27 protein-coding genes and 1 pseudogene are annotated in these 23285 nt (G+C 32.0%); 9 read left to right on the forward strand and 19 right to left on the reverse strand.

All coding sequences use genetic code 11. The annotated features are described in order from the left end of the window. Positions 1-57: 57 nt before the first annotated feature. Both RAH41_RS05250 and RAH41_RS05255 read right to left on the reverse strand, forming a co-directional pair. Positions 58-831, reverse strand: a complete 774-nt coding sequence (locus tag RAH41_RS05250) for a nucleotidyltransferase domain-containing protein (protein ID WP_331221117.1) — start codon at positions 829-831, stop codon at positions 58-60. Positions 832-1254: 423 nt separating this feature from the next. Beyond that, positions 1255-1566 (reverse strand): hypothetical protein, encoded by a 312-nt coding sequence (locus tag RAH41_RS05255; RefSeq protein WP_331221118.1) that lies wholly within the window; start codon positions 1564-1566, stop codon positions 1255-1257. Between the two features lie 533 nt (positions 1567-2099). Between RAH41_RS05255 and RAH41_RS05260 the strand changes: the two genes are divergently transcribed. Genes RAH41_RS05260 through RAH41_RS05280 form a run of 5 tightly spaced genes read left to right on the forward strand, consistent with a single transcriptional unit; the run spans position 2100 to position 4415 of the window. Continuing rightward, positions 2100-2345 carry a spore gernimation protein GerQ gene (locus tag RAH41_RS05260; RefSeq protein WP_331221119.1) on the forward strand — a complete coding sequence of 82 codons (246 nt, stop codon included), beginning with the start codon at positions 2100-2102 and terminating at the stop codon, positions 2343-2345. Positions 2346-2360: 15 nt separating this feature from the next. Beyond that, positions 2361-2729 (forward strand): spore coat protein, encoded by a 369-nt coding sequence (locus tag RAH41_RS05265; RefSeq protein WP_331221120.1) that lies wholly within the window; start codon positions 2361-2363, stop codon positions 2727-2729. A 19-nt stretch (positions 2730-2748) separates the two neighbouring features. Further along, on the forward strand, positions 2749-3885 hold the full coding sequence (locus RAH41_RS05270) for a zinc-dependent alcohol dehydrogenase (RefSeq protein WP_331221121.1): 1137 nt from the start codon (positions 2749-2751) through the stop codon (positions 3883-3885). Between the two features lie 17 nt (positions 3886-3902). After that, positions 3903-4097 carry a hypothetical protein gene (locus tag RAH41_RS05275; RefSeq protein ID WP_192602419.1) on the forward strand — a complete coding sequence of 65 codons (195 nt, stop codon included), beginning with the start codon at positions 3903-3905 and terminating at the stop codon, positions 4095-4097. Between the two features lie 18 nt (positions 4098-4115). After that, positions 4116-4415, forward strand: coding sequence for a spore coat protein (locus RAH41_RS05280; RefSeq protein ID WP_331221122.1), 300 nt, complete (start codon positions 4116-4118; stop codon positions 4413-4415). 150 nt (positions 4416-4565) lie between these two features. On the opposite strand, the gene RAH41_RS05285 is transcribed toward RAH41_RS05280, so the two are convergent. From RAH41_RS05285 to RAH41_RS05310, 6 genes are all read right to left on the reverse strand, one after another. Further along, positions 4566-5663 carry an L-dopachrome tautomerase-related protein gene (locus RAH41_RS05285; protein WP_331221123.1) on the reverse strand — a complete coding sequence of 366 codons (1098 nt, stop codon included), beginning with the start codon at positions 5661-5663 and terminating at the stop codon, positions 4566-4568. Positions 5664-5974: 311 nt separating this feature from the next. After that, on the reverse strand, positions 5975-6316 hold the full coding sequence (locus tag RAH41_RS05290) for a DUF5655 domain-containing protein (protein ID WP_331221124.1): 342 nt from the start codon (positions 6314-6316) through the stop codon (positions 5975-5977). 124 nt (positions 6317-6440) lie between these two features. Next, positions 6441-7394: an aminoglycoside 3'-phosphotransferase/choline kinase family protein gene (locus RAH41_RS05295; protein WP_331221125.1), complete on the reverse strand. Its 954-nt coding sequence runs from the start codon at positions 7392-7394 to the stop codon at positions 6441-6443. Between the two features lie 44 nt (positions 7395-7438). Next, positions 7439-8701 (reverse strand): MFS transporter, encoded by a 1263-nt coding sequence (locus RAH41_RS05300; protein ID WP_331221126.1) that lies wholly within the window; start codon positions 8699-8701, stop codon positions 7439-7441. Positions 8702-8720: 19 nt separating this feature from the next. Further along, positions 8721-9389, reverse strand: a complete 669-nt coding sequence (locus RAH41_RS05305) for an HAD family hydrolase (protein ID WP_331221127.1) — start codon at positions 9387-9389, stop codon at positions 8721-8723. Between the two features lie 70 nt (positions 9390-9459). After that, complete coding sequence (locus RAH41_RS05310; protein ID WP_331221128.1) at positions 9460-10005, reverse strand: GNAT family protein; 546 nt, start codon at positions 10003-10005, stop codon at positions 9460-9462. A 341-nt stretch (positions 10006-10346) separates the two neighbouring features. On the opposite strand from RAH41_RS05310, the gene RAH41_RS05315 reads away from it, so the two are divergent. Beyond that, on the forward strand, positions 10347-10958 hold the full coding sequence (locus RAH41_RS05315; protein WP_331221129.1) for a DedA family protein: 612 nt from the start codon (positions 10347-10349) through the stop codon (positions 10956-10958). Between the two features lie 47 nt (positions 10959-11005). Here the strand turns inward: RAH41_RS05315 and RAH41_RS05320 are convergent. Then, positions 11006-13093 (reverse strand): annotated as a pseudogene (locus RAH41_RS05320) (heavy metal translocating P-type ATPase); the annotation flags it as partial. A gap of 72 nt (positions 13094-13165) precedes the next feature. After that, entirely contained in the window at positions 13166-13549 is a 384-nt protein-coding gene (locus RAH41_RS05325) for a metalloregulator ArsR/SmtB family transcription factor (protein ID WP_331221131.1), read from the reverse strand. Positions 13550-13715: 166 nt separating this feature from the next. Here RAH41_RS05325 and RAH41_RS05330 point away from each other — a divergent pair, with 166 nt between their 5' ends. Continuing rightward, positions 13716-13877, forward strand: a complete 162-nt coding sequence (locus RAH41_RS05330; protein ID WP_331221132.1) for a hypothetical protein — start codon at positions 13716-13718, stop codon at positions 13875-13877. 67 nt (positions 13878-13944) lie between these two features. On the opposite strand, the gene RAH41_RS05335 is transcribed toward RAH41_RS05330, so the two are convergent. The 4 genes from RAH41_RS05335 to RAH41_RS05350 all read right to left on the reverse strand — a co-directional run bounded on the left by RAH41_RS05335 (position 13945) and on the right by RAH41_RS05350 (position 16409). Beyond that, positions 13945-14460, reverse strand: a complete 516-nt coding sequence (locus RAH41_RS05335) for a PCYCGC motif-containing (lipo)protein (RefSeq protein ID WP_331221133.1) — start codon at positions 14458-14460, stop codon at positions 13945-13947. A 70-nt stretch (positions 14461-14530) separates the two neighbouring features. Then, complete coding sequence (locus tag RAH41_RS05340; RefSeq protein WP_331221134.1) at positions 14531-14911, reverse strand: hypothetical protein; 381 nt, start codon at positions 14909-14911, stop codon at positions 14531-14533. A 31-nt stretch (positions 14912-14942) separates the two neighbouring features. Next, positions 14943-15452 (reverse strand): GNAT family N-acetyltransferase, encoded by a 510-nt coding sequence (locus RAH41_RS05345; protein WP_331221135.1) that lies wholly within the window; start codon positions 15450-15452, stop codon positions 14943-14945. A gap of 249 nt (positions 15453-15701) precedes the next feature. Beyond that, positions 15702-16409 (reverse strand): DNA alkylation repair protein, encoded by a 708-nt coding sequence (locus RAH41_RS05350; protein ID WP_331221470.1) that lies wholly within the window; start codon positions 16407-16409, stop codon positions 15702-15704. Between the two features lie 88 nt (positions 16410-16497). On the opposite strand from RAH41_RS05350, the gene RAH41_RS05355 reads away from it, so the two are divergent. After that, positions 16498-17286, forward strand: coding sequence for a carbonic anhydrase (locus RAH41_RS05355; RefSeq protein WP_331221136.1), 789 nt, complete (start codon positions 16498-16500; stop codon positions 17284-17286). A 302-nt stretch (positions 17287-17588) separates the two neighbouring features. On the opposite strand, the gene RAH41_RS05360 is transcribed toward RAH41_RS05355, so the two are convergent. Continuing rightward, a complete protein-coding gene (locus RAH41_RS05360; protein ID WP_025671855.1) occupies positions 17589-18152 on the reverse strand; it encodes a beta-class carbonic anhydrase in 564 nt (187 codons plus the stop codon). 266 nt (positions 18153-18418) lie between these two features. Between RAH41_RS05360 and RAH41_RS05365 the strand changes: the two genes are divergently transcribed. Further along, positions 18419-19243, forward strand: a complete 825-nt coding sequence (locus tag RAH41_RS05365) for an aldo/keto reductase (RefSeq protein ID WP_331221137.1) — start codon at positions 18419-18421, stop codon at positions 19241-19243. A gap of 108 nt (positions 19244-19351) precedes the next feature. Here RAH41_RS05365 and RAH41_RS05370 read toward each other — a convergent pair whose 3' ends face one another. From RAH41_RS05370 to RAH41_RS05385, 4 genes are all read right to left on the reverse strand, one after another. Next, complete coding sequence (locus tag RAH41_RS05370) at positions 19352-19993, reverse strand: alanyl-tRNA editing protein (protein WP_331221138.1); 642 nt, start codon at positions 19991-19993, stop codon at positions 19352-19354. Between the two features lie 82 nt (positions 19994-20075). Continuing rightward, entirely contained in the window at positions 20076-20537 is a 462-nt protein-coding gene (locus RAH41_RS05375; protein ID WP_331221139.1) for a hypothetical protein, read from the reverse strand. A gap of 327 nt (positions 20538-20864) precedes the next feature. Further along, complete coding sequence (locus RAH41_RS05380) at positions 20865-22253, reverse strand: HAMP domain-containing histidine kinase (RefSeq protein ID WP_331221140.1); 1389 nt, start codon at positions 22251-22253, stop codon at positions 20865-20867. Positions 22254-22267: 14 nt separating this feature from the next. Further along, positions 22268-22936: a response regulator transcription factor gene (locus tag RAH41_RS05385; RefSeq protein ID WP_248266815.1), complete on the reverse strand. Its 669-nt coding sequence runs from the start codon at positions 22934-22936 to the stop codon at positions 22268-22270. Between the last annotated feature and the right edge of the window lie 349 nt (positions 22937-23285).

Consider the following 23285-nt stretch of genomic DNA (forward strand, 5'->3'; position numbering starts at 1 on the left):
CTCCAATTTCTTTGTTAACATACAAAGAAATTTTTCCCAAAAAGTGTGTAGTCTATTCTATTTTTCCCATGAATGTTCAATTGTAGTTCGAAAAATATCATTTAAGTTATCAATATTCACCTTGTTTGATTCAGAAATCCCCTTAACATACTCTTCAAAAAACTGAATTTTGCTTTCAATAAAATCATTTAATATTTTTTTTCTAGGCTCTAAATCTAATTCTTCACCTTGTTTTTTTCGGATTAATAATTTGTCTACTTCTTCTTTAAATTCCTGTTCTAACCATTTCATCTCTAAAAGTTCATCAAACAAAATTGGAGGAATTTCATTGTTTTTTTGGATCCATATACAAGCTAAAATAGGTCTTAATACATAAAAATACTTTTTAATCTTTACTACTTCCCCTTGTAGATAATCACGGTAATTCCCTTTAGCCATATGGAGATAATGGTAAATACACGCCTTTTTAGAAAGAATTTCATTACCAAGTTTTCTTAATTCTACTGAAATCGTTAAATCATCATGATAAACAATTGGAGATCTTAACCATTCTAATAAGGCCGGGTTTGATTTTGCGAAAAGATTAAGTGCCTTTTTTAAGTCCCACCCACTAAAGTCGAGTAAATCATTGATTGGGTATTCAATTACATCACGATTTTGGTCGATACTTAAATACCAATCTCTGCGATGAACATAAACAAAACGTACATCATAATCGCTGTCTTTAGATGGAAATCCCCATGCTCTACTACCGGACTCAACTGCAAATAGTATTTTCACGTCATGTTCGGCTTCTATTTGTTTTAGTTTTTTTGATATTATTTCCTTCATATGTATTCCCTTACCCCCCGTCATTTAAATGTCTTAGTATAAATAGAATTACAAATATTTTGGAATCTTGATTTCATCTTTTATTATAAAATAAAAAAAAAACCGTACACCTTATGCTATAGTCAATAAGCCTACACTATATTTTTAATTGGTGTTTATTCTCATAAATCTCGAAGTGTTTCGCAATTAATTTTAGTCAGATTTTATGATATGTTCCACATTAAATGTAATTCTTTTTTTTAAATTTCCAACTCCCTGATATTTGTTCCTCCTTCTATATATAAGAAGTTTTATTATAAGCGCTTATTTTATTTTTCATGTAAAAGTAGCGCCGAAGTTTATTTATTTTTTAACTTGCGATATCCATACTTCACATGAAAAAAAATGTAAATCGAGGATTGTAAAAAGAATAAAGACAGTCGTTTAATGACTGTCCTTTAAAAACTCTCTTAGTCTATCTGATACCTCATCCATATTTTGAATTCCTTCTTTAACTGTTTGAACGACCACATCGTAATTTGGGTCTTTCAAATGCAATTCTTCATATAACCAATCATATAGATTTCTAGCGTCGGAACATAATTGATTTAAGCATTCCTTTTTGTTGGAAGGAAAAACTAAATCTTCTAAAGTTAGTTCACTTTTTTCTTTAGCTATGTCACTTCCTAATATCTGTCTACTTTTCAAATTTTCTATTCCTAATTCTTCTACTTTATCCCAAAATTCTTCACTCATTCAATCACCTACAAATTCTTATCTGTAAAGAAGTTTCATTTCTTTCGCGATTATTTACTCCTAGATACTATCCTTTTTTCACCTCAAATATAGTATCTCCAAATACATTAAAAAATGACTGAGCTTTTTTTTAACTTCTTATAAATTACTAGTTCTAGGAATGTCACGATTTGAAAATAAATTATACCTCTGTCTTCAGCTAGTTTTCTGACGAGTTCGATGATTCTCCAAATGTTCATTAATGCCTAATCTTCTGCTCTTGATAGTCGAAGCTTAATTACTTCATATGGCATTTTCCTATTTAACTCCTTGCATATATTTATGAGAGAAAAATAGTAACCCTCAGCGCTATTATACATAACTAATTTATCGAATACTTTTCCAACAATTTAAGTTGTATGCGCTAACCCTATGCCCTTTTAATTAAAATAGAATTTTTCATTACTTTATGATTTAATCATCGTTTACCCTACTTCTAAAGAATGATTCTTTGTACTTTTGGAATAATACCTTTGTATTAAGGAGGGAACCAAATGGAAAATCAAAAATTAGCCGATCATGAATCATTGGATTTACATGAAGTTATTAATTTCAAAACCCTTTGCTTAGCGAAATCAAAACTAATGCAAGGATTGGTATTTGATGATGATTTGAGAGCATTAATGCAAAAAGATGTTGAACAATCCATACAAGCGTTAGGAGAATTACAGTCAATTTATCAACGAGCACCTTTTGAAGCTCCTGTTCCTCAAAACCGCCCAACACCAATAGTAAATTAAAAGGAGGCAAATTCATTGAATAATGACTATTTAGACCCAATAAACTCGCTACATGTACCTGAGCTAGCAGATACCACATTTGCGATGGATTTTCTTCTTCGTGCCAAAGAAGGTGTTCGCAATATTGCTGTCGCATTAACAGAGTCAGCATCACCTGATGTTAGAACGCTCTTACGAAACCAATTAATGCAAGGGATTGCTATGCACCAAGAAATTACAGAACTAATGATTAGTAAAAAATGGTTCCATCCATACGAACTAAGTGAACAATATCAATTAGACCAACTCTCTGCCAACAATACATTAATGATTGGCAAAATGAATCTATTTCCTGTTGAGAACAATAGAAAAGGCTTGTTTGACCGAACACCTGATGAACATTAACACTGGAGGCTTGTAACCAATGAAGGCAGTAACGTATCAAGGTATTAAAAATGTAGAAGTGAAAGAAGTTCCAGATCCAAAAATTGAAAAACCAGATGACATGATTATAAAAGTAACAAGTACAGCTATTTGCGGGTCTGATCTTCACCTAATTCATGGCATGATTCCTAACCTGCAGGATAACTATATTATTGGCCATGAACCAATGGGAATTGTAGAAGAAGTAGGTCCAGGTGTGACTAAGGTAAAAAAGGGAGATCGAGTCATTATCCCCTTTAACATAGCATGCGGTGAATGCCAATACTGTAACACAAATTTGGAAAGCCAATGTGATAATTCGAATGATAATGGTGATATGGGTGCCTATTTCGGCTATTCTGGTACGACGGGTGGTTATCCAGGTGGGCAAGCCGAATATTTAAGAGTTCCATTTGCCAACTTTACCCATTTCAAAATTCCAGAGACTTGTGAAGAACCAGATGAAAAGTTAGCAGTTATTGCCGATGCGATGACTACTGGTTTTTGGAGTGTTGACAATGCAGGAGTAAAGAGTGGAGATACAGTTATTGTCCTTGGCTGTGGTCCGGTTGGTCTTTTTGCTCAAAAATTTTGTTGGCTAAAAGGAGCAAAGCGTGTCATTGCCGTAGATTATATAGACTATCGTTTGCAACACGCAAAACGTACTAACAAAGTTGAAATTGTAAATTTCGAACACTTTGAAAATGTGGGAATGCATTTGAAAGAAATAACAAAGGGCGGCGCTGATGTTGTCATTGATGCAGTTGGAATGGACGGTAAAATGACTGATTTAGAATTCCTGGCAAGCGGATTGAAACTTCATGGTGGATCATTCGGTGCGTTTATCACGGCTACACAAGCAGTCCGTAAAGGCGGGACAATTCAAGTTACTGGTGTTTACGGTGGGAAATATAATGGATTCCCATTTGGAGATATTATCAACCGAAACGTCAATATTCGATCCGGACAAGCACCTGTAATTCATTATATGCCATATATGTTTGAATTAGTGTCGACCGGGAAAATTGATCCAGGTGATGTCGTAAGTCATGTACTGCCACTTAGTGAAGCAAAGCGTGGCTATGAGATTTTTGACACAAAAATGGATAATTGTATAAAAGTCCTGTTGAAACCTTGAAGAAGGAGGTATAAAAAATGAACTACGCCTTACATGAAGTTCTTGAGGTCCATGAGATGGCTGCATTTAAGACCACTTGTTTAACGAAATCGAAAACGATGAAAGCGTTAGTCACAGATCAGCTATTAAAAGATATTATGCAGCAAGACATTGATCTATCTACTAGACAATTACAAGAATATGCTTCAATCCTTTCCAACGCTAAGCAGTAAATTAGGAGATGAATAAACATGAATCCAATCATTGAAACTTTAACTGGCATGGACGCAATAACGGATCAAGTGGTTGCAATGGATCTACTCATTTCAGCTAAAAGTGGCGTTAGAAATTATGCCATGGCAGTTACGGAGGCAGGAACACCGGAAATTAAAGAAATGCTCATTCGCCATTTAGAAGAAGCGCTTAATATGCATGAACAACTATCCACATATATGGCAGAAAAAGGATGGTACCATGCATGGGATACAAACGAACAGATTAATTTGGATTTAAATAATATCGATATAGCATTGAACTTACCAACATTATAAAAAATTTCCAGGAACAGTTTAACACTCTAAATAAACACTGTTTCTATTTTTCATATTGTGTTTATTTGGCAGAAGTAAAGATAGTTAATAATTCTTGTTACTCGTGTTTGTTTTACACTATAAAATGAAAACAATTAATGACTATTTTTATTATGAAAATGTCGGAGCAGGGAATTCATCAATTTTCATACGAAGTAAACTATAAGGTTTCTGTCTTAAGTCTTCTCCATAATGAAATCTAGGCTGTCGATGTAACTGGTTCACAATGAAATACAAATATTGATCAGGACCAATTGTAAAAGTATCCGGCCACAAAATTCTCGGATCATGTGCGATAGTTTCCATAATACCATTTGGATATATCTTACGGATACAGTTGTTTTCATAATCTCCAGCATAAACAGTTCCTTTTGCATCGGTAATCATTCCATCAGACGCACCTTTTTCTCCCCAATACTTCACATGATAAGATACATCCGTGTCCGGTAACGTTCTGTTTCTCAGGGTTTCTGTTGAAATTGAGAACAAGTGACGACTGGTTAGTGGAGCAAAAAACAATATCTTTCCATCGTGAGAAATGGCAAGACTATCAGACGCCAATCTAAATGGAGAAGTTGAACCGTCTTTGTTTCGATTCATTAAAATTTGACCTTCTACTTTCGGTAAAAAATAAGGATCGGGCGAAGTTGAATTTGCCCCATTTAATCGTCTAAACGCTTCTCCATTGGATAAATCTACGACGATAATAGCTCCTGGTCCTCTTGAAGATGAATCCGTTATATAAGCATAACCTGCTTTTCCAATACGAAAATCAAAACGGACATCATTCAGATAAGTTGTAGGCAGGACAACCTCTTCTGTAAAGGTATATACTTTTCTAATTGTATTAGTTTCTAAATCTACAGCGACTAATTTTGCCCCTCCTCTAATTGGTTCAGAAAAATTGGGTGCCGCTGTATCTAATATCCAAAGTGTTCCTCTTCCATCAGCAACTACACTTTGGACACTGATGAAAGTCATTGTGATATTCTCGGGGTTAACCAAATTGGTTTGGAGATTAGGATAAGGCTGCAATTTATCCTCAACAATTTCTCCCACCGTAAATTTAACATCGTCTCCCCATTTCGGAAAGCAAATGAAAATACGACCGGTCTCTGAAACAGTAACACCTGTAGGCATAGCTCCATAAAATGCATAAACTAGTTCTAAATTACCGAAATATTTTTCACTGGGTAAGATAGGTTTCATAAAATATCCTCCTCAAGCATTCAAACGGGATATCTCCAATATATTATTTATATTTTTTCTAGTGCATGTTTCTTAATAAGCTTTTTTCTCTATTATCTCACCTATTTACCCAAGGATAAATTTTTTCTAGTAAAAAGAAAGAACGATAAGAAACCAATTGTAAAATGATTAATAAATGAAAACCGATTATAGCAATGAACTTATCTTCAAATTTCGTCGGGAGCATTAATATTTCAGATATAGACCAAATATTAGACCAGATATAAATCCTAAGAAGCTGTGATTCATTGGTAATAAATAGCCTTTCTCAACTAACACATCAATTGATATGATTCTTTTAAAAAAATTAAAAACTCTTGATTTAGCTCGTCTACATTATGGAATCTAAAATTATTGTGGAATCGGTTTTTGGAAACTTGTTCAATTTTAGTAATCTTTTCGTGTTCAATTTGATGGTTTGTTACTAAATTAAAATCTAACCATTTCTTTTTTGGATAAACTCCTCCAAAGGAAGATTTATTCAAAAGATGAATAGAAGTCTTTTTAACCTCAATTTCAAATGCACCTATTTCTTTCAATAAATCGAGGATCTTTAAATATATTTCATAAACATTGGATCCCTTATTTGAGAATAATTCATCTTCTTCTGACATATTGTCATCTCCTAATTTCTTCTTACCACAGAAGATTGTATTACCATTTATTTTGCCTTTTTTTACATAATTTTACAATTATCTTTTTTCAACTAAACTGCCATTTGAAAATCAACAATCTTTTTTAACAGAGTCTAAAATTAAAAAATATAGTTTCTAATTCTTTTAACGTAGTAGCTTTCTTAGCTACCTCAGACTTTTCTTGATAGAAACTAATATTACTAAAACGATGTAGTAATAAATACGTCATTAATTCTTTTTGTAAGCTCTCATTTAACTCATTGCTCGTATAACCATAGCTTTCTAGAAAAATTTTATTTAGTCCTTCAATAGGATAAAACATAAACGCTATCGGCCCTAGTAAATCATATTTTGAGTTGCCTTCAAAGCAATCAGCAAAATCAATTAAACCAGTAAATTTCCACATGCCCTCAACTTTATTCATGATTAAGTTAAATGGTGTGTATTCTCCGGTTAATAGCACGATTTTTTCATTTCCTTGCAATGTTTTATCTTCTACATAGCTTGTTAATTGTGTATATAATTCAAGATTCATTCCGTTGTTTTTATGATGATTCTCTACTTGCTCTAATTGATTCGTAATAAATTGCTTCCATTGACCATAATCATCTCGTTTTGTTGAGATTGTTGCATCATGGATTTCTCTTATTATTTTTCCTAAATCAAACGCAATTTGCTTTTTCTCATCAAGAGACAATTCATCAAAGATATCAATTAAAAGTGTCCCATTTAGTTCACTCATTACTAAATAACTCCAGCCTTCAAATTGACCAGTTGAAATTAATTTAGGAACATCTACCGACAGAGTTCTTCTGTTTAAAAACTCAAGAACCTGCTTCTCCTTTATGAACTCGTCATTTACATAAGAAGGATATAATTTAATGACAATTTCACCATCTATACTAAAAACAATATTTCCACCGTACGAAAATCGAGTAAGCTTCTCATAATCGATCTTTTCTAACTCACAAATTTTACGGATCTTACCTTCCCAAAAACAATTTTTCTCACGCATTATTTTATATTTTTCTTTTGTTATTTTATAAAGATAGGTCATTCATTCTACCTCATTAATAAATTTTTGTTTTATTATATTTCCATCTACGCAGAAAGATTTTGATTTAAAACCGCTCTTTTTTTTATATTAAGTACAAATAATGTTGCAACCAAACAAAAGATACCTGCTGCAATAAAGATTGATTGATAGGCATTTAACCAAGAATAAACTATACCTCCACCATATGCTGCAGCTCCAGCACCTAATTGATGAGCAGTATAAATCCAACCATAGATTACCCCTACCTTCTCTTTACCGAAATGATCCGTCGCTAGTTTAATAGTTGGAGGAACTGTCGCAATCCAATCCATTCCATAGAAAATGGCAAAAGCACTTAAATAAATGATTGAATTAGTAGATAAAGCAAAAGGTAGAATAAGTAGCGATAATCCTCTTAAACCATAATACCAAAATAACAACCAACGATTATCAAATCGATCGGAAATATATCCGGATAAAGTTGTTCCGATAATATTAAATATTCCCATGAACGCTAAAATACTAGCAGCCGTCACCTCTTTATATCCATAATCGATACAAAGTGAGATAAAATGAGTACCAATTAAACCACTAGTTGAAAAGCCACAAACGAAGAAACTTCCCGCTAATAACCAAAAAACTTTCGATTTTGCACCTAATTTTAACCCAGCAAAAGCTGCCTTCACTGGATTAATATTGTTCGCTTGCTTCTGATTACTTTTTTCAGCCCCTAAAGGTAAAGCCCCAACATCTGCCGGATCATTTTTCATAAAAACCCAAAGTAAGACATAAATCAAAACACCAAAAGAGAATATAGTTAAAACGGCATTTCGCCATGAATAATTTTCAACAATATATGCCATTAACGGTAAGAAAACAAGCTGACCGGCTGCTGAACTAGAGGTTAAAAGACCTAGCGCTAAACCGCGCTTTTTTTCAAACCATGTAGTTGCAACATACGCATTTAAAACCGTTAAAAATGCCCCCGCACTTAATCCAATAATAATTCCCCAAATGATAAATAAATGCCAAATTTGGGTCATAATGGTTGTTAATAAAATAGCAGCTAATAATGTTCCCATACCTACTAACAATACTTTCCTAACACTAAACTTTTGATATAGTCCAGCAATAAATGGACCAGAGAATCCAACAAGAGTTATACAAATCGCAAACGCACCGGAAATTGATGCTCTACTCCAACCAAATTCCTTTTCAAAAGGAATCATCATCACTCCAGACATCGTATTTGTTACTGCAGCGATAATGACGGATAAGAAAGTAACAATTAAAATAATCCAAGAATAATGTATTTTTCCACTCTTCAATCAAACTCCTCCTTCACTTTTAGACCATTATCTTACTCTCATTTAATAACAAGCTTTTTAGCTGATCTACACTATTAACAATTACATTCGCTCCTGCATCAGCTAATTCCAATTCACTCCCATAACCATAAGTTACTCCAATTCCATCTATATTAGCGATTTTGGCACCTTTTATATCGTGAAGTCGATCCCCAACCATTACCGAATCTTCCTTAGAAAGATCATTATTCATTTCAAAAATATACTCAATGATCTCGCCTTTATCGATTCTTGTGCCATCTAATTCACTTCCAACAATATCAACAAAGTATTCATCTAGTTGGAAATGGCACAATATTTTCTTTGCAAAAATAGTTGGTTTTGAAGTCGCTACATATAGCCTTTTTTTCTCCTTTTGTAGATTACTTAGAAGGTCACGTATCCCATCATATACATTATTTTCAATCATACCACTCTGCGAAAAGTATTCGCGATAAAAACGAACTGCATTTAATCTATCTTTTTCATTTAAATGAAAAATTTCAGAAAAAGATTGTTGAATCGGAGGTCCAATAAATTTTAAAAGCTCTGCTTCTAATGGAATAGCTATATTCATTTTCTGTAATGCATACTTTACCGAGTTCAAAATCCCTACCTTTGGATCCGTTAATGTACCATCTAAATCTAATAAGATTGTATTATAAGTCATTATTTTTTCCTCCATCATTATTACTCCACAAAAAAGCGTTAGCATTTTTAGCTAACGCAAATATATCAATTTACTTTTTCCATTCATTTTTTAACATACTATATACAGCAATATCATAAAACTTATCTCTAATTTGCTGTGCTTCTCTTTGGACACCTTCTTGTTTAAAGTTTAAGCGTTCAGGAATTGCCCTACTCTTCCCATTTTCAACAGCTGCTCTAATCACAACTCGATTAAGATTAAGCTCATCATAACAATATGAAACTAAACCTTCTACAGCACGAGTCATTATTCCTTTACCTTGTACATGTTCACTTAACCAATAGCCTATTTCAGTTGTTTGATTTGACCAGTCTATATAATGTAATCCTAACATACCTACTAGTTCATTTTTGTAAAAAACGCCCGCTTCAAAACCATTATTATCTGCAAATTTTTGTAGCCACATAGGTATAATCGATTTTTGATAATCCTCGATCAATGGAATATTTTCAGCCCAAATTAACCATTCTTTTAAGGAGTTTTGATTTTCCTTCAGTGCCTCTACTAATGTTGCTGCATATTTAGTTGTTAATAAATTGATTGATAAATCCTCACTTATTTGAACCTTAAACATGTCCATCCTCCTTTTTTTACTAAGTCATTATTCCTAATTAGCTAATTACATTGCTTTAGATTTAGGAGAAGTATTGTAACCAAATTTAATTTCTGCTTTTATATTAATCTACTTTAATTCTCTATATACGGATCGAAATCCTCTGACTTTCAAAAAAATATTTTTTTATCCATTGTTCACTAGACATAAAATCTACATTTATTAGTTGTTTATTTAATCTATTTTTGGAACAAGTAACACAATTACTTGCCTAGATCACTAGTTACATAGTATATTTTTTCAAAGGAATATTAAAAACTTCTAATTATTTCTTAAAATAAAATTAAACTTGAGGTAATTTCATGCAAAACTGGATTATTGAAACGATGGATACATTTGGCTATTTAGGTATCTTTTTATTAATTGCATTAGAAAACATATTTCCTCCAATTCCTTCTGAAGTAATTTTAACGTTTGGAGGGTTCATGACTACAGAATCTTCACTATCTAAAATAGGTGTTATTTTTTTTTCAACTTTAGGATCAGTAATTGGAGCAATCGTACTTTTTTGGATTGGTACTTTACTAGATATAAAAACGTTAGAAAAAATCGTCGATCGCTGGGGGCATTTTTTACGTTTAACTAAAAAGGATGTTCATAAAGCGGACGAATGGTTTTCAAAATACGGTGTTTGGACTGTCTTTTTCTGTAGACTAATTCCATTAATACGTAGCTTAATTTCTATACCAGCTGGAATGGCTAGAATGAATTTTTGGATCTTTTTGTTATTTACAACTTTAGGCTCATTAATATGGAATACAATATTAGTTTTAGTTGGTGCATCAGTCGGTGCATCCTGGGAAAAGATTGTTGAATATATGGATGTGTACTCAAGTATCATTTATGGAATAATAGCTACTGGATTGGTTGTTTTTATCTTCCTTTTTATCAAAAAAAGAAAACGCTCTGTTTAAATAAGAAAAAACTCAGACTAATTTCGTTTAGTCTGAGTTTTTTAGCTTTATTTATATCTAAGTACTCTCATCGAATTCAATACTGCCAAAACAGTAACTCCCACGTCTGAAATTACTGCTTCCCACATTGTAGCAATTCCGATTACACCTAGTAATAAGAAAAATCCTTTCACTGCTAAAGCAAAAATGATGTTTTGCCATACAATTTGTCTAGTACGTTTTGCGATTTTAATTGCATCTACAATTTTTGAAGGTTCATCCGACATTAATACAACATCAGCAGCTTCAATCGCTGCATCAGAACCAATACCACCCATTGCAATTCCTATATCTGCTTGTGCTAAAACTGGTGCATCATTAATCCCGTCCCCAACAAATGCAATTTTTTCTTTCGATGATTTCATTTTTTCAATCATTTCAAGCTTTTCTACTTTTTGATGAGGAAGAAGCTCTGCATAAATATCATCTATTGCTAACTCTTTACCTATACTTTGCGCAACTAAGTTAGAATCACCGGTTAACATGACAGTCTTTTTAATTCCTAATTTATTAAGCTCAAGTATCGCTTTTTTCGCATCAACTTTTAGTTGATCTGCAATAACAATTGATCCGATATAATGATTATTTTTTGCTAAATAAACTGTTGTGCCTACTTCTCTAGTTGGTTCATATAAAATAGATTGACTTTCCATTAGTCTTGAATTTCCTACTAACAGAGCATCTCCATTTATCGTAACGCTAATTCCATGTCCGGCAATTTCAGTATAGTTTGATAGCTTTGCTTCAACAATATCTTTACCATACTTTTGACGAATTGATAATGCGATTGGGTGAGTAGAATAAAACTCTCCATAAGCAGCTAATTCTAATAACTCCTCTTTCGAATGCCCACGAGTAGGTATAATCGAGCTAACTTGGAATTGCCCTTTCGTCAACGTTCCAGTTTTATCAAACACTATATATTTCAAATCATTTAATGCTTCTAAATAATTACTTCCCTTAACTAGTACTCCTGATTTTGAAGCTGCTCCGATTCCTCCAAAAAATCCTAAAGGAATTGATACAACCAGAGCACATGGACATGAAATAACTAGGAAAATTAATGCTCGATATACCCAATCATAAAGTGTTTCACCTGGAATAATAATTGGTGGAATAATTGCAACAATAGCTGCTGTAATCACAACTATAGGTGTATAAACCTTTGCAAATTTTGTAATAAAATTTTCAGTTGGAGCCTTTTTATTAGTCGCATTTTGTACAAGTTCTAATATTTTTGATACTGTTGACTCATTAAATTCCTTTGTGACTTCAATTTCGAGTACACCATGAACATTTATAAATCCGCTTAATACTTCATCCCCTTCACCAATTTCTCTTGGTAAAGACTCACCAGTTAAAGCAGAAGTATCAACACTTGAAAATCCACTTTTTACAATTCCGTCTAACGGAACCCTTTCCCCAGGTTTAACAATGATTGTATTACCAATTTGAATCTTTTCAGGTGAAACTTGTTCAGTTTTGTCACCATTTTTTAAATTAGCATAATCAGGACGTATATCCATTAATTTCGAAATCGAATTCCGTGAACGATTTACTGCAATACTTTGGAACAATTCACCTAGCTGATAAAATAGCATTACCGCAACAGCTTCAGGATATTCTCCAATAATAAATGCACCAATTGTAGCTACTGCCATTAAAAAATTCTCATCAAATACTTGACCTCTAAAAATATTACGAATAGCTTTTAAAACAACGTCAGCACCCGCTATTAAATAAGCAGCAATAAAAATTAGTAATTGATAGAGCATTGGTACATCAAGTAATTGAGCTAAAATTAATAAAGCAGTACCGCTCCCTAATTTAACAATCAGTTTTTTTGTTTCAGCATTCATTCCGTGTTGCTTCTCTTGCCCAAGTTTTGAATCCATTTTTGAAACAGGATTAATATGAGGTTCTAATACACGGATCTTATCTTTAGCGCTCTCGATAACTGTTTCTTTTTGTTCCTCACTCGTCGTAATTGTCATCGTTAATGTTGCAAAATTTACTGAACATGCATCAACGCCTTCAAGTGTGGAAACTCCTTTTTCAATCTTCATCGCACAATTTGCACAATCAAGACCTTCTAATTTTAATTCACTATTTACTTGCCTTTGCCCCCTACTCAATAAACTCAACTCCTCTCTCAAGAAACACCTATATTAATCCTCTAAAATATGTTCTAATGCTTGATTGAAAATTTGCGTAACATGGTCATCTGCTAACGAATAATAAACTACTTTACCTTCTTTACGATTTTTTACTAAATGCGCTTGTTTTAATACACGTAACTGATGTGATATAGATGATTGAGTCATTTCTAATAAATAAGCTAGGTCACATACACACATCTCAGATTGACTAAGTGCATGTAATATTCTTGTTCTCGTCTTATCTCCGAGAACTTTAAAAAGTTCTGCTACTCCTGTCAGTGTTTCTATATTTAACATGCTTTCTTTTACTGAAAGTATTATATCCTCATGCATAACCGTTTGTTGACAGTTTTCTTCACAAACTTCGTCAACTTTCTTCTTTTCTTCAATCATAAACTAGCCTCCTATGAATACATGAACAATCATTCATATGTTTTCTATCTGTATATTATTATATGAGTAATCGTTCATATGTGTCAAAATATTATTTGTAAAATTTAAAGGAATATTTCATATGATAAAGAAATGATTAGTAATGCATACAAAAGGAGAAAAATTAATGACTCTAATTGGATATCTTTTTTGGGGAATTTGCTTAGTAGCCGTATTATTTACCTTTTTTATCGAAAAAAAATTAGGAACAACTCCTCCTTATAAAACAGAGCATCAAGCATTATTTGAAGAAATTACGAAGATTGATCGAGCTTTAGTGCAGGAATAAAAATAAAAAAGTCAGACAGTAACTGGATTTTCTCAGTAACTGTCTGACTTTTAATTTGTCTTTATTCTTATCCTTGTTCTTTTGGCATAGGGGTATTTGTCGGCTTTGCATATCCATCTTTATATTTATTATCAATGATTTTTCGAATTTCAAACGGCTCTTTTCCTTCTTGCTGTAATTTCGCTGATTCAACGGCAATTTCCATACAGTTGACACATGAAGTTGCATGGCTATCCCACACAATTGAACCATCATCTTTTACTTCATGAATAAAGCAATCTAAATTACTTTTATGACCTACACTCTCACCACAACCACAATAACACGGAATATTTTTAAGTAAATCTGCATGCTGTGCTGCCACCAGATAAATTTGTTGAATCTGTTGTTCTTTATCACCTAAAAATTTCGGTAAAGTTTCTTTATTGATTGTTTGTTCTCTTAGATCACTTGTTTGAATATGCTCACCATGATTTTCGTGGTTCTTCGTATTATTCGTTTCAGCTTGTTGGTTACTGCATCCTGTAAATAAAATGGAAATCGTTAAAGCAGAAAGTACATTATGAATTGTTTTACGTTTCATCCATATCCTCCAATAAATACACGTTAATCTTATTTTAATAATTATTGGAGTGGAAAACAATTTCTTTTACCTATGAATAAATTACTGAATCGATCAATAGTTGCAATAAACTTGTTAATAAAAAGAAAAACCTAATCAAAAAACCCGCCCATGCAAAACGTCTATATTTCTCCCATCGTTCTTGATTATCTTTTCGTTTACAGATCCACATTAAAATCCAAAATCCAAGTGGTAAAATTGGTATTTCAATTCGGTATTGATTAAAATTCAAATTAATACTAAAGACAAATAAACCGATAAGTGTTGCAATAATAGCCTTCCATACTTCTGGTTTTAAATCATTTGTTCTATAAATCCAAAATAGTAAAATACCAAGAGTAATATAATTTACTAGCGTAATAATGATAGTAGAAACAAAATGATATTCATCAAAATGGATATTAACGTCCATTAGATTCTCCTTTTAGATAATTTGATGGTTTCTAATAATTATGACGGTCTTTACGATAATATTTAGTTAATTCACCATTTACATCATTAATTGATTCTAAAATTAAATTAACCCCCCTTTTCTCAAGGATCTTTACTGAATAGATGTTTTTTGCTTCAACGGTAGCTACTATAAAATTTAACTTTCTAATTGTAAAACAATAATCTTCTATTAAACTAGCAATCTCAGAGCCATAACCATTTCCCCATTCTTCTTCAGCTAATCGATAGCCTATTTCAAACTCATCTGCTTCATTTTTTATAACCGCACATGTTCCGATTAATTGATCAGTCTCTTTTTTACAAACAGCCATCACTTCATAATCAGCGTTTTTTTCCTTATACATTTGAAGAATCTTCATTAATTCTTTTTCAGTTTCTTCTAATATTTTGGGACGATTTGTAATATACCTCATTACATTCGCATTAGATTGAAGTCTGTGTAATGAACCTATGTCATCCTTTTTAAGCTCTCTTACAAATAGTCTAATTGATTTCATCATCATAGTTATCTGCCACTTCTTTCTAATAAAAAGTCACCTATTAAGATAGGTGACTTCAGACTGCGCCAAAGGCTCACTTTCTTCGTTACTTCGCCTGCCTGCGCGGTGCTCATTACCGTCTAGGGTAACTCCGCTCCTCACCAGGCTTCGCGCCTCGAAAGACAAGCGCTTGCAATCAGTCTGAAAATCAAGTTTTTAGTACTTTGTCTACACACTGAAGTCACCTATTAAGATAGGTGACTTTTCCAATTAACAAATACATGTTTTTTTCTTAACTCCAAGCTTTCCTTTCGCTTCGACCTTTTCAATATAGTCGCTTGCTAGAGGTACCTTACAAGCCGTATCTCCTACGTCTACATGGACTTTTCCAATCTTTTTACCAACCATCATTGCTTCAACTGTGAGACTTGGAACAAAACTACCTACTGAAATTACAAACCCATTCATTGTATAACGAACTCTATTTTTTGAAGTATGTATATTATTTTCAACATAATTAAGTAATTCACGAACTTCTTCCTTATCAATCTCTTCATCGGGTGCAATTGATAAATAATGACTGTACGTGCTCCATCCACAATCTTCAATTAACTCATAGTCTGACTTCAACCATTCTCTAGCTAATTCGATTGCATACTGACTTTCTGCTGCAACAGCACCTACAATACTTTCAGCAATCATATACCAGTGAGCTTCTTTCGCCCAATTTTGAAGCTGTTCTTTTGTCATTAATTTTGGATTAATTGATAAACCCGCTAAATACATTGCATCTGAATTTCCTGTATCAAAAAGTGATAATGCTAATTCCTGGTCCTTTTTGATATATTTAACAAGCTTTTTCATATCACCAATTTTAACCCCAAAGAATGGTTCCTTTGCACCATGACGCAAAAAAGTTTTTTTCGTTTGCTCAGTTCCCATTTCCTCTAATGATTTCATAACTTCTTCTAATGTCATCATCTTCTCCCCCTTAATAAAGGTTTGTTCCGTAACATCGTTGTCTAAAATGTATCCTATCATACATATCATGGAAGGGAAGTACATAATGAACTATATTTTTCTATTCATCATACTATTCAGTTTTACACTCTCATCCTATTCATATAATCAGATTGTACATGAGGTTCATCAAAATAGATCAGTAGTTGTTGCAACTGCAAGAAATGAAGACTGGTCTTACACAGGAAAAACAGGACCAAATTATTGGAGTGCAATTAATCAAAAATATGCACTTTGTTCAAATGGGAAACAGCAATCTCCAGTTAATATTGATCAAGCTATAAAAAAATCACTACCATTAGGTATAAACTACCATAATGATCTTTTTAAAATCGAAAGGTCGCAGTACACGGTAAAATTCATTCCGATTAATCACTCCAACTCAATAAATTTAAATGGAAAAAACTATCCATTAATACAGTTTCATTTCCATACCCCAAGTGAGCATACAATCAATGGGAAACAAAGTGATTTTGAAATACATTTTATAAATGAAAATAAAAAAAAATCTATTATTACTATTGGGGTACTTGTTGATAGTGGGAGATTGAATAAAGAATTCCAAAAAATTCTAAATGCAAATCCTATGGATGCAGATCTTGAGGGAAAGATTGTAAAAATTAATTTGCAATCTTTTATTCCGTATACTAGTAAAAAATTTTCGTACACTGGCTCTTTTACAACTCCTCCATGTACTGAAGGAATTAAATGGATCATCTTTAACAAACCAATACATTTTTCAGAAGAACAAATCAATTCTTATCAAAATTATTTCAAACCAAATAGCAGGCCCGTACAGCCTTTAAATGGTAGAGATTTATTTGAATTTTGGTAAATTTAGCGGCTTTATGAGGTACTATTTTTTCTGGATTCCCATAATTACTTACTCATAACCTCCTCATGAGTCACTATACATGTCCATAAAAAGTTCATAAGGTTCAATAATTGCTCAATCGAAATCGATCATTACACATCCCTAGTAGAAATAAACATAATAATTCGCTTGCTACCATTCTTTTTCAACAACATAAAAAAAGTTATCCTACTTATAAAATGTACCCTATAGAGGTCACTTTTTTTAAGTGTCTACTCTATAGGGTACATTTTACTTAAAGGATAACTTTTTTGTTTAAACCATTATTCAGCAGTATTTTCATCTCGATGCACTACTTCTAATTTTCCTGTATGTGGGTCAATTACTAAACCATGAACTTCAACCTCTTTTGGAACAAGTGGGTGGTTTTTAATAATTGAAACACTGTGGTTAACACTGTCATATACATTCGTAAAACCAGTTAACCATTTATCTAAATCTAGACCTGAAAAACCTAAAATTTCTAGGTTTTCTTTATTAATTCCTCGTTCAACCATTTTTTCTTTCATTCGTGTAGGATTTGTATTACCCATTCCACACTCATGGTGACCGATTACTAATACTTCTTTAGCTCCAAGTTCATAGATTGAAACTAGAATACTTCGCATAACTGAACCAAACGGATGCGCAATAACTGCACCAGCCGTTTTAATCATTTTCACGTCACCGTTTCTAATATCAAGAGCCTTTGGTAAAAGCTCAACAAGACGTGTATCCATACAGGTAACAACTACTACCTCTTTATTCGGAAACTTTGAAGCTATATATTGCTCATATTCCTTATTCTCAACAAACTTCTTATTAAAATCTAAAATTTGATCTAACATAAAATTTCCCTCCAAACAAAAATAAAGAGCATTTTTCCTATACCTATATTGAAGGAAAAGCTCAAAATATACAACCATTTTGCACTCATTTATAGTATTATTCTAAAATTATTTTTTCATTTATACCGTTTTATTTTTAAGTATGGAAAATACACAACCAATCGAAATGCTTAATTTTTAAATTCCTATTTATTTATATCAAATTTTTTTATTTTTAAAGTTTATATTGTACACTAGATTTAGTCTTTAATAAGGAGGGTTTTTAAATGAAGTTTGAACATTCTATTGCATTACATAATGGAGTTAAAATGCCTCAATTAGGTTTGGGCGTGTGGCGTGTGTCACCTGAAGATGGTGTAGATGCAGTTAGAACAGCAATTGAAGTAGGTTACCGTCATATTGATACTGCAGCTGTCTATCAAAACGAAGAGCAAGTAGGTGAAGCAATTCGCCAATCTGGTGTTTCCCGTGATGAACTGTTTATTACAACAAAGGTTTGGAATGCTGATCAAGGGTATGATTCAACTTTAAAAGCTCATGAAGAAAGTCTTAAAAAATTAGGCTTGGACTATGTTGATCTTTATTTAATTCACTGGCCAGTAAAAGAAAAATATTTAGATACATATAAAGCAATGGAAAGACTTTATGATGAAAAGCTAGTGCCAGCAATTGGTGTTTCCAATTTTCATGTCCATCACTTAGAAGATATTGCAGCTCATCGTAATATTAAACCAATGGTCGATCAAGTCGAATTACACCCAATGTTTCAACAAAACGAATTACATCAATATTGTCATAAAAACGGCATTGCATTAGAAGCATGGAGCCCATTAATGCAAGGTGGCGAAGCTTTAACAAATCCTGTTATAAAAGAGATTGCGGATCAATATGGTAAAACAACTGCCCAAGTCATCATCCGTTGGCACTTGCAACGCAATGTAATCGTAATTCCTAAATCAATAACACCTTCACGAATTCAAGAAAACTTTGAAGTATTCAACTTCGAGCTTTCATCAAATGATATGCAACAAATTGCTACACTAGATGCAAATAAACGTGTAGGTCCAGACCCTGATAATTTTGATTTCTAAGAGCTGTATATCTGTAATTCATATAATTGAAAGAAATTAAAAATAAAAATGGCTACCTTATTGAAAGGTAGCTATTTTTTTTGAATTTAAATTCATCTATTTAGGTACTCATATTAAATAAATTTCTATCCGTTCTTTCCCTCCCCCTATATTGTTTCGTTTTAACTTTATTCCTTTAATTTCTCCTGTTCGCTTAATATGTGTCCCACCGCACGAAACTTTACCAAAGCCTTTGATTTCCCAATATCTTCTTTGTTTATCCACATCATCAAACTCACTAATTATTTCCAAATTTGCATCAATTAACTCTTTTGCTTTTGTCTCTATAAGTGGGAATGTTTCCGAAATTTTCCCATCCCAATAGAAATCAATTCTTGCTTTATCACTAGTAATATTTGCTCCAATTTTTTCAGGATTATTATAATTTTGATACATTAGCTCCAAGATGATTTCAGCAGCAAAATGTAGCTTCATAATTCGATATCGTTTCTCCCAATCGATTTCAATCACTACTTCTTGTCCTTTTAGAAGGTCATGATTTTCTGTTAATGTGTAAATAATCTCTAACCCTACCTTCTTAGCTTCAATCACCTCATAATTACTAATTCGCCCTGAGTCTGATTGTTGCCCGCCAGAAAAAGCATAAATAATGGTTTCGTTTAAAGTAACATTCACGCCATCTACTCCCGTAACAATTGCAGACGCCCTTGTAAGATAAGGATCTTCCCAAAAAAGTTTTTTTACTCCCATTGCTTTACTCCTTTTCCCTTTTATAGTTAATAAAAAAGGAACAATTACTATCAATTGTCCCTCTCAAATTCATCCATATAATTTACTTTGTTACAGCTTCACTACCTTTTACTAATTCAATACGTACCTTTTTCATCCCATCTTTATCATCAACATATGTACTTAATTTCCAATTTGCAGAAAGAGTATGTTTAATTAGATTAATTGCTTCTTGAGATAAATAAATTCCTTGAATTGCAGTTCCCGCGTCTTCATAGTCTTTTTCAACTTCAATGCCAAATTTATATCTTAATAAAGTCATTAATGATCCTTTTGTTAGAAATTTGATTTGATAGCCATCATTAACAATTTTACTAAAATTCTCTTCATTGTTTTTGTACAGTTTAATTAATGTTTCCCAATCAGGAAAACCATTACCATATTGATTTAAAAACTCGAAATTCTCTTCTTTCACAGCGTTTATTAACTGAGTGTTTTCTACACCAGCACTACGTAGACTTTCAATCATAATTGCATTATTTATCGCGATACTAACAAAGCTCATCTCTGTTCTCCTTCCGAATTACAAGAATTTTCTTTTTATTCAACTTTATCATAAAATACATTTCTAAACGATTAATTTGATGATGAAATAGTTTGGAATATGTTACTAAAATACGCAAAAAACCAATAATGCTTGTACTATAGGAGAAGCAGGAAGGCTTAAGACCCCGCATGTCCGAGAATGCTTTAGCTCATGCCCTATGGAAAGCGAACATCCTGTAGTGGAAAATTAACGAGACACTTCTTATTAAATTGACCACTTCTTTTTAACGACAAAAAACCACAAGATACCAATAAATATCTTGTGGTTAACTTCTTTTTGAGACGTTTAAATTGTGTTTAATGTGATGAAAGCAGTTGTACCTTCTCCATATTTACTTGTAATTTGTAGATTTCCACCATAGTTCTCAATTAGGTCTTTTGCTATTGATAAGCCTAAACCATTACCACCGTTAGCTCGACTTCTCGCTTTATCAGCTCGATAAAATCGGTCAAATATATGATTAATATCTTCTTCTTGAATACCGATTCCATTGTCTTTCACTTTGATTTCGATCTTGTTTGCAACTGTTGCTGTAGTTATGTCGATAATGGTATGTTCTTTACTGTATTTCACTGCATTATCAAACAATATTATTAATATTTGCATTAAATGTTCTCTTGCAATATTTGCTTTATCAACAATTTGATTAGGAGTATCGAAGTGAATTTCCAAATCTTCATGTAACAGTTGATAATTATTTATGATCTCATTTAATACTTCATTAATATTTGTTGGAGCATACTGTTCAATCTTTTCGCTATTTTTTTCTAGCTTTGTTAATTGTAAAAGCTCATTCGTTAAAATAATCATTCTGTTTGTTTCATTAATACATGTATTTAATGAGTTTTCTAAAACAGTTTCGTCGTTTTTCCCCCAGCGATTAACTAGTGATAAATGACCATGAATAATTGCTAAAGGTGTTCTTAGCTCATGAGAAGCATCTTCAACAAATCGCTTTTGTCTTGTAATTGAAGCCTCTAACTCATCCATCATTTTGTTAAAGAGTAAACCGAGTTCAGATAGCTCATCTTTTGTTTCTCCTACAAAAACTCGCTCTTTTAATTGATTATTTTTTATTTTAATCATAGTTTGATTTAAATTTTTAATAGGATTTAATATTTTTTTAGATAAGAAATAACCGCTTAAAATACTTAAAATTAACGAAATGATTGTTCCGAGAATGAAAATCATAAAAGATTCTTTAATTAATTTCGAAAAGATTTCTACATTCATTGCAACTTCTAATACACCGTCAAAATTCTTATAATGTAACAACTTACTATTAATTAAAATTTCTTGATTGTGTAGTCTATATTTTTGGATTTTACCGAAGCCGTTTTTATTAATATGAATTTTAGGCATTGTTCTTGAAACTGTAAATATTTCTTTTCCATCTTTATCGATTAATCGAATCATCTCATTATTTTGTATAATTTTTTCAAAATATGATTTATTTTCTGCAAAAGATGCTGCATTAGGTCGTTTCGTTTTATATTCTTCATCTAAATAAGCTGACGTATCATATAATCTCTTTTCAATACGATGTTGCTGCTGATTCATGACTGACATTTGTATCAAAGCACTTTGAATAAGATTACATAATGTAAATATGACAAACATAAGCACAGCGATTGTAATTGTTATTTTCCATCTAATCGAAAGCTTATTTAACAAGGTAAGATCCACCTCTACATCCTCATTACATACCCAGTACCCCTTACAGTGTGAATATAGGTATTATTTTTATCATCTAGTTTTGTTCTTAAGTAGCTAATATAAACATCCACTACGTTTGTTTCAATTGTAGAGCCATAGCCCCATACTGTTTCTAATAAAATTTCTCTAGTTAATACACGATTTACATTGCTCATTAATAAATACAATAAATCGAATTCTTTTTTAGTTAAATCAATGATCGCTTCATCTTTCTTCACAACTCGAGCTGCAGAATCTAATGACAAATCTTTAAACTTTAAGCAGTGTAAATTTGTAGAACGATCAATTCGTCTAAAGATTGCACGCATATGAGCTAAAAGTTCTTCAATAACAAATGGTTTTGAAATATAATCATCTGCACCACTATCCAATCCAGAGATTCGATCAAATACACTATCTCTTGCTGTAATCATAATAATTGGTGTGTCTTTATGGGCTCTGATTCGTCTACAAACTTCAATTCCACTTAAATTAGGAAGCATTAAATCAAGCAAGATTAAGTCAAATTCCTGGTCAATTGCTTGGTTTAAACCGTCTCTACCATCATTTGAAATATGAACTTCATTTCCTTCATACTCTAATTCTAATCGTATAAAATTTGCTAATTCTTTCTCATCTTCTATAATTAATATTTTTTTCATATATTTTATCCCTCATTTTTTTTATAATAACATCTATAAAATTATTATTTGTATTGTATAAGGATATCTGTTTAAGATGAAAATGGCTTTATGGATATTTTAAAATTTAATTAGATTTTTATTAGAAATTTTTAATATTTTAACTTAATAACCTTGATATTACTACCTATTGTGTACATTTTCTAATAATTTCACTTAAAAACGATTAAAATTTATTTAAGAAAAGTTCAAAAGCTTTCCAAAAGATAAAGAATAAGCTTTTTTATTTTAGGCTATTTTATGTAATTTTTAAAGTTAATTTCTCAATTAAAAAAATGACTTTAGCATTTACTAAAGTCATTTCCATGCT

The sequence above is a fragment of the Gottfriedia acidiceleris genome (assembly GCF_036421055.1).
Classification (GTDB): Bacteria; Bacillota; Bacilli; order Bacillales; family Bacillaceae_G; genus Gottfriedia; species Gottfriedia acidiceleris_C.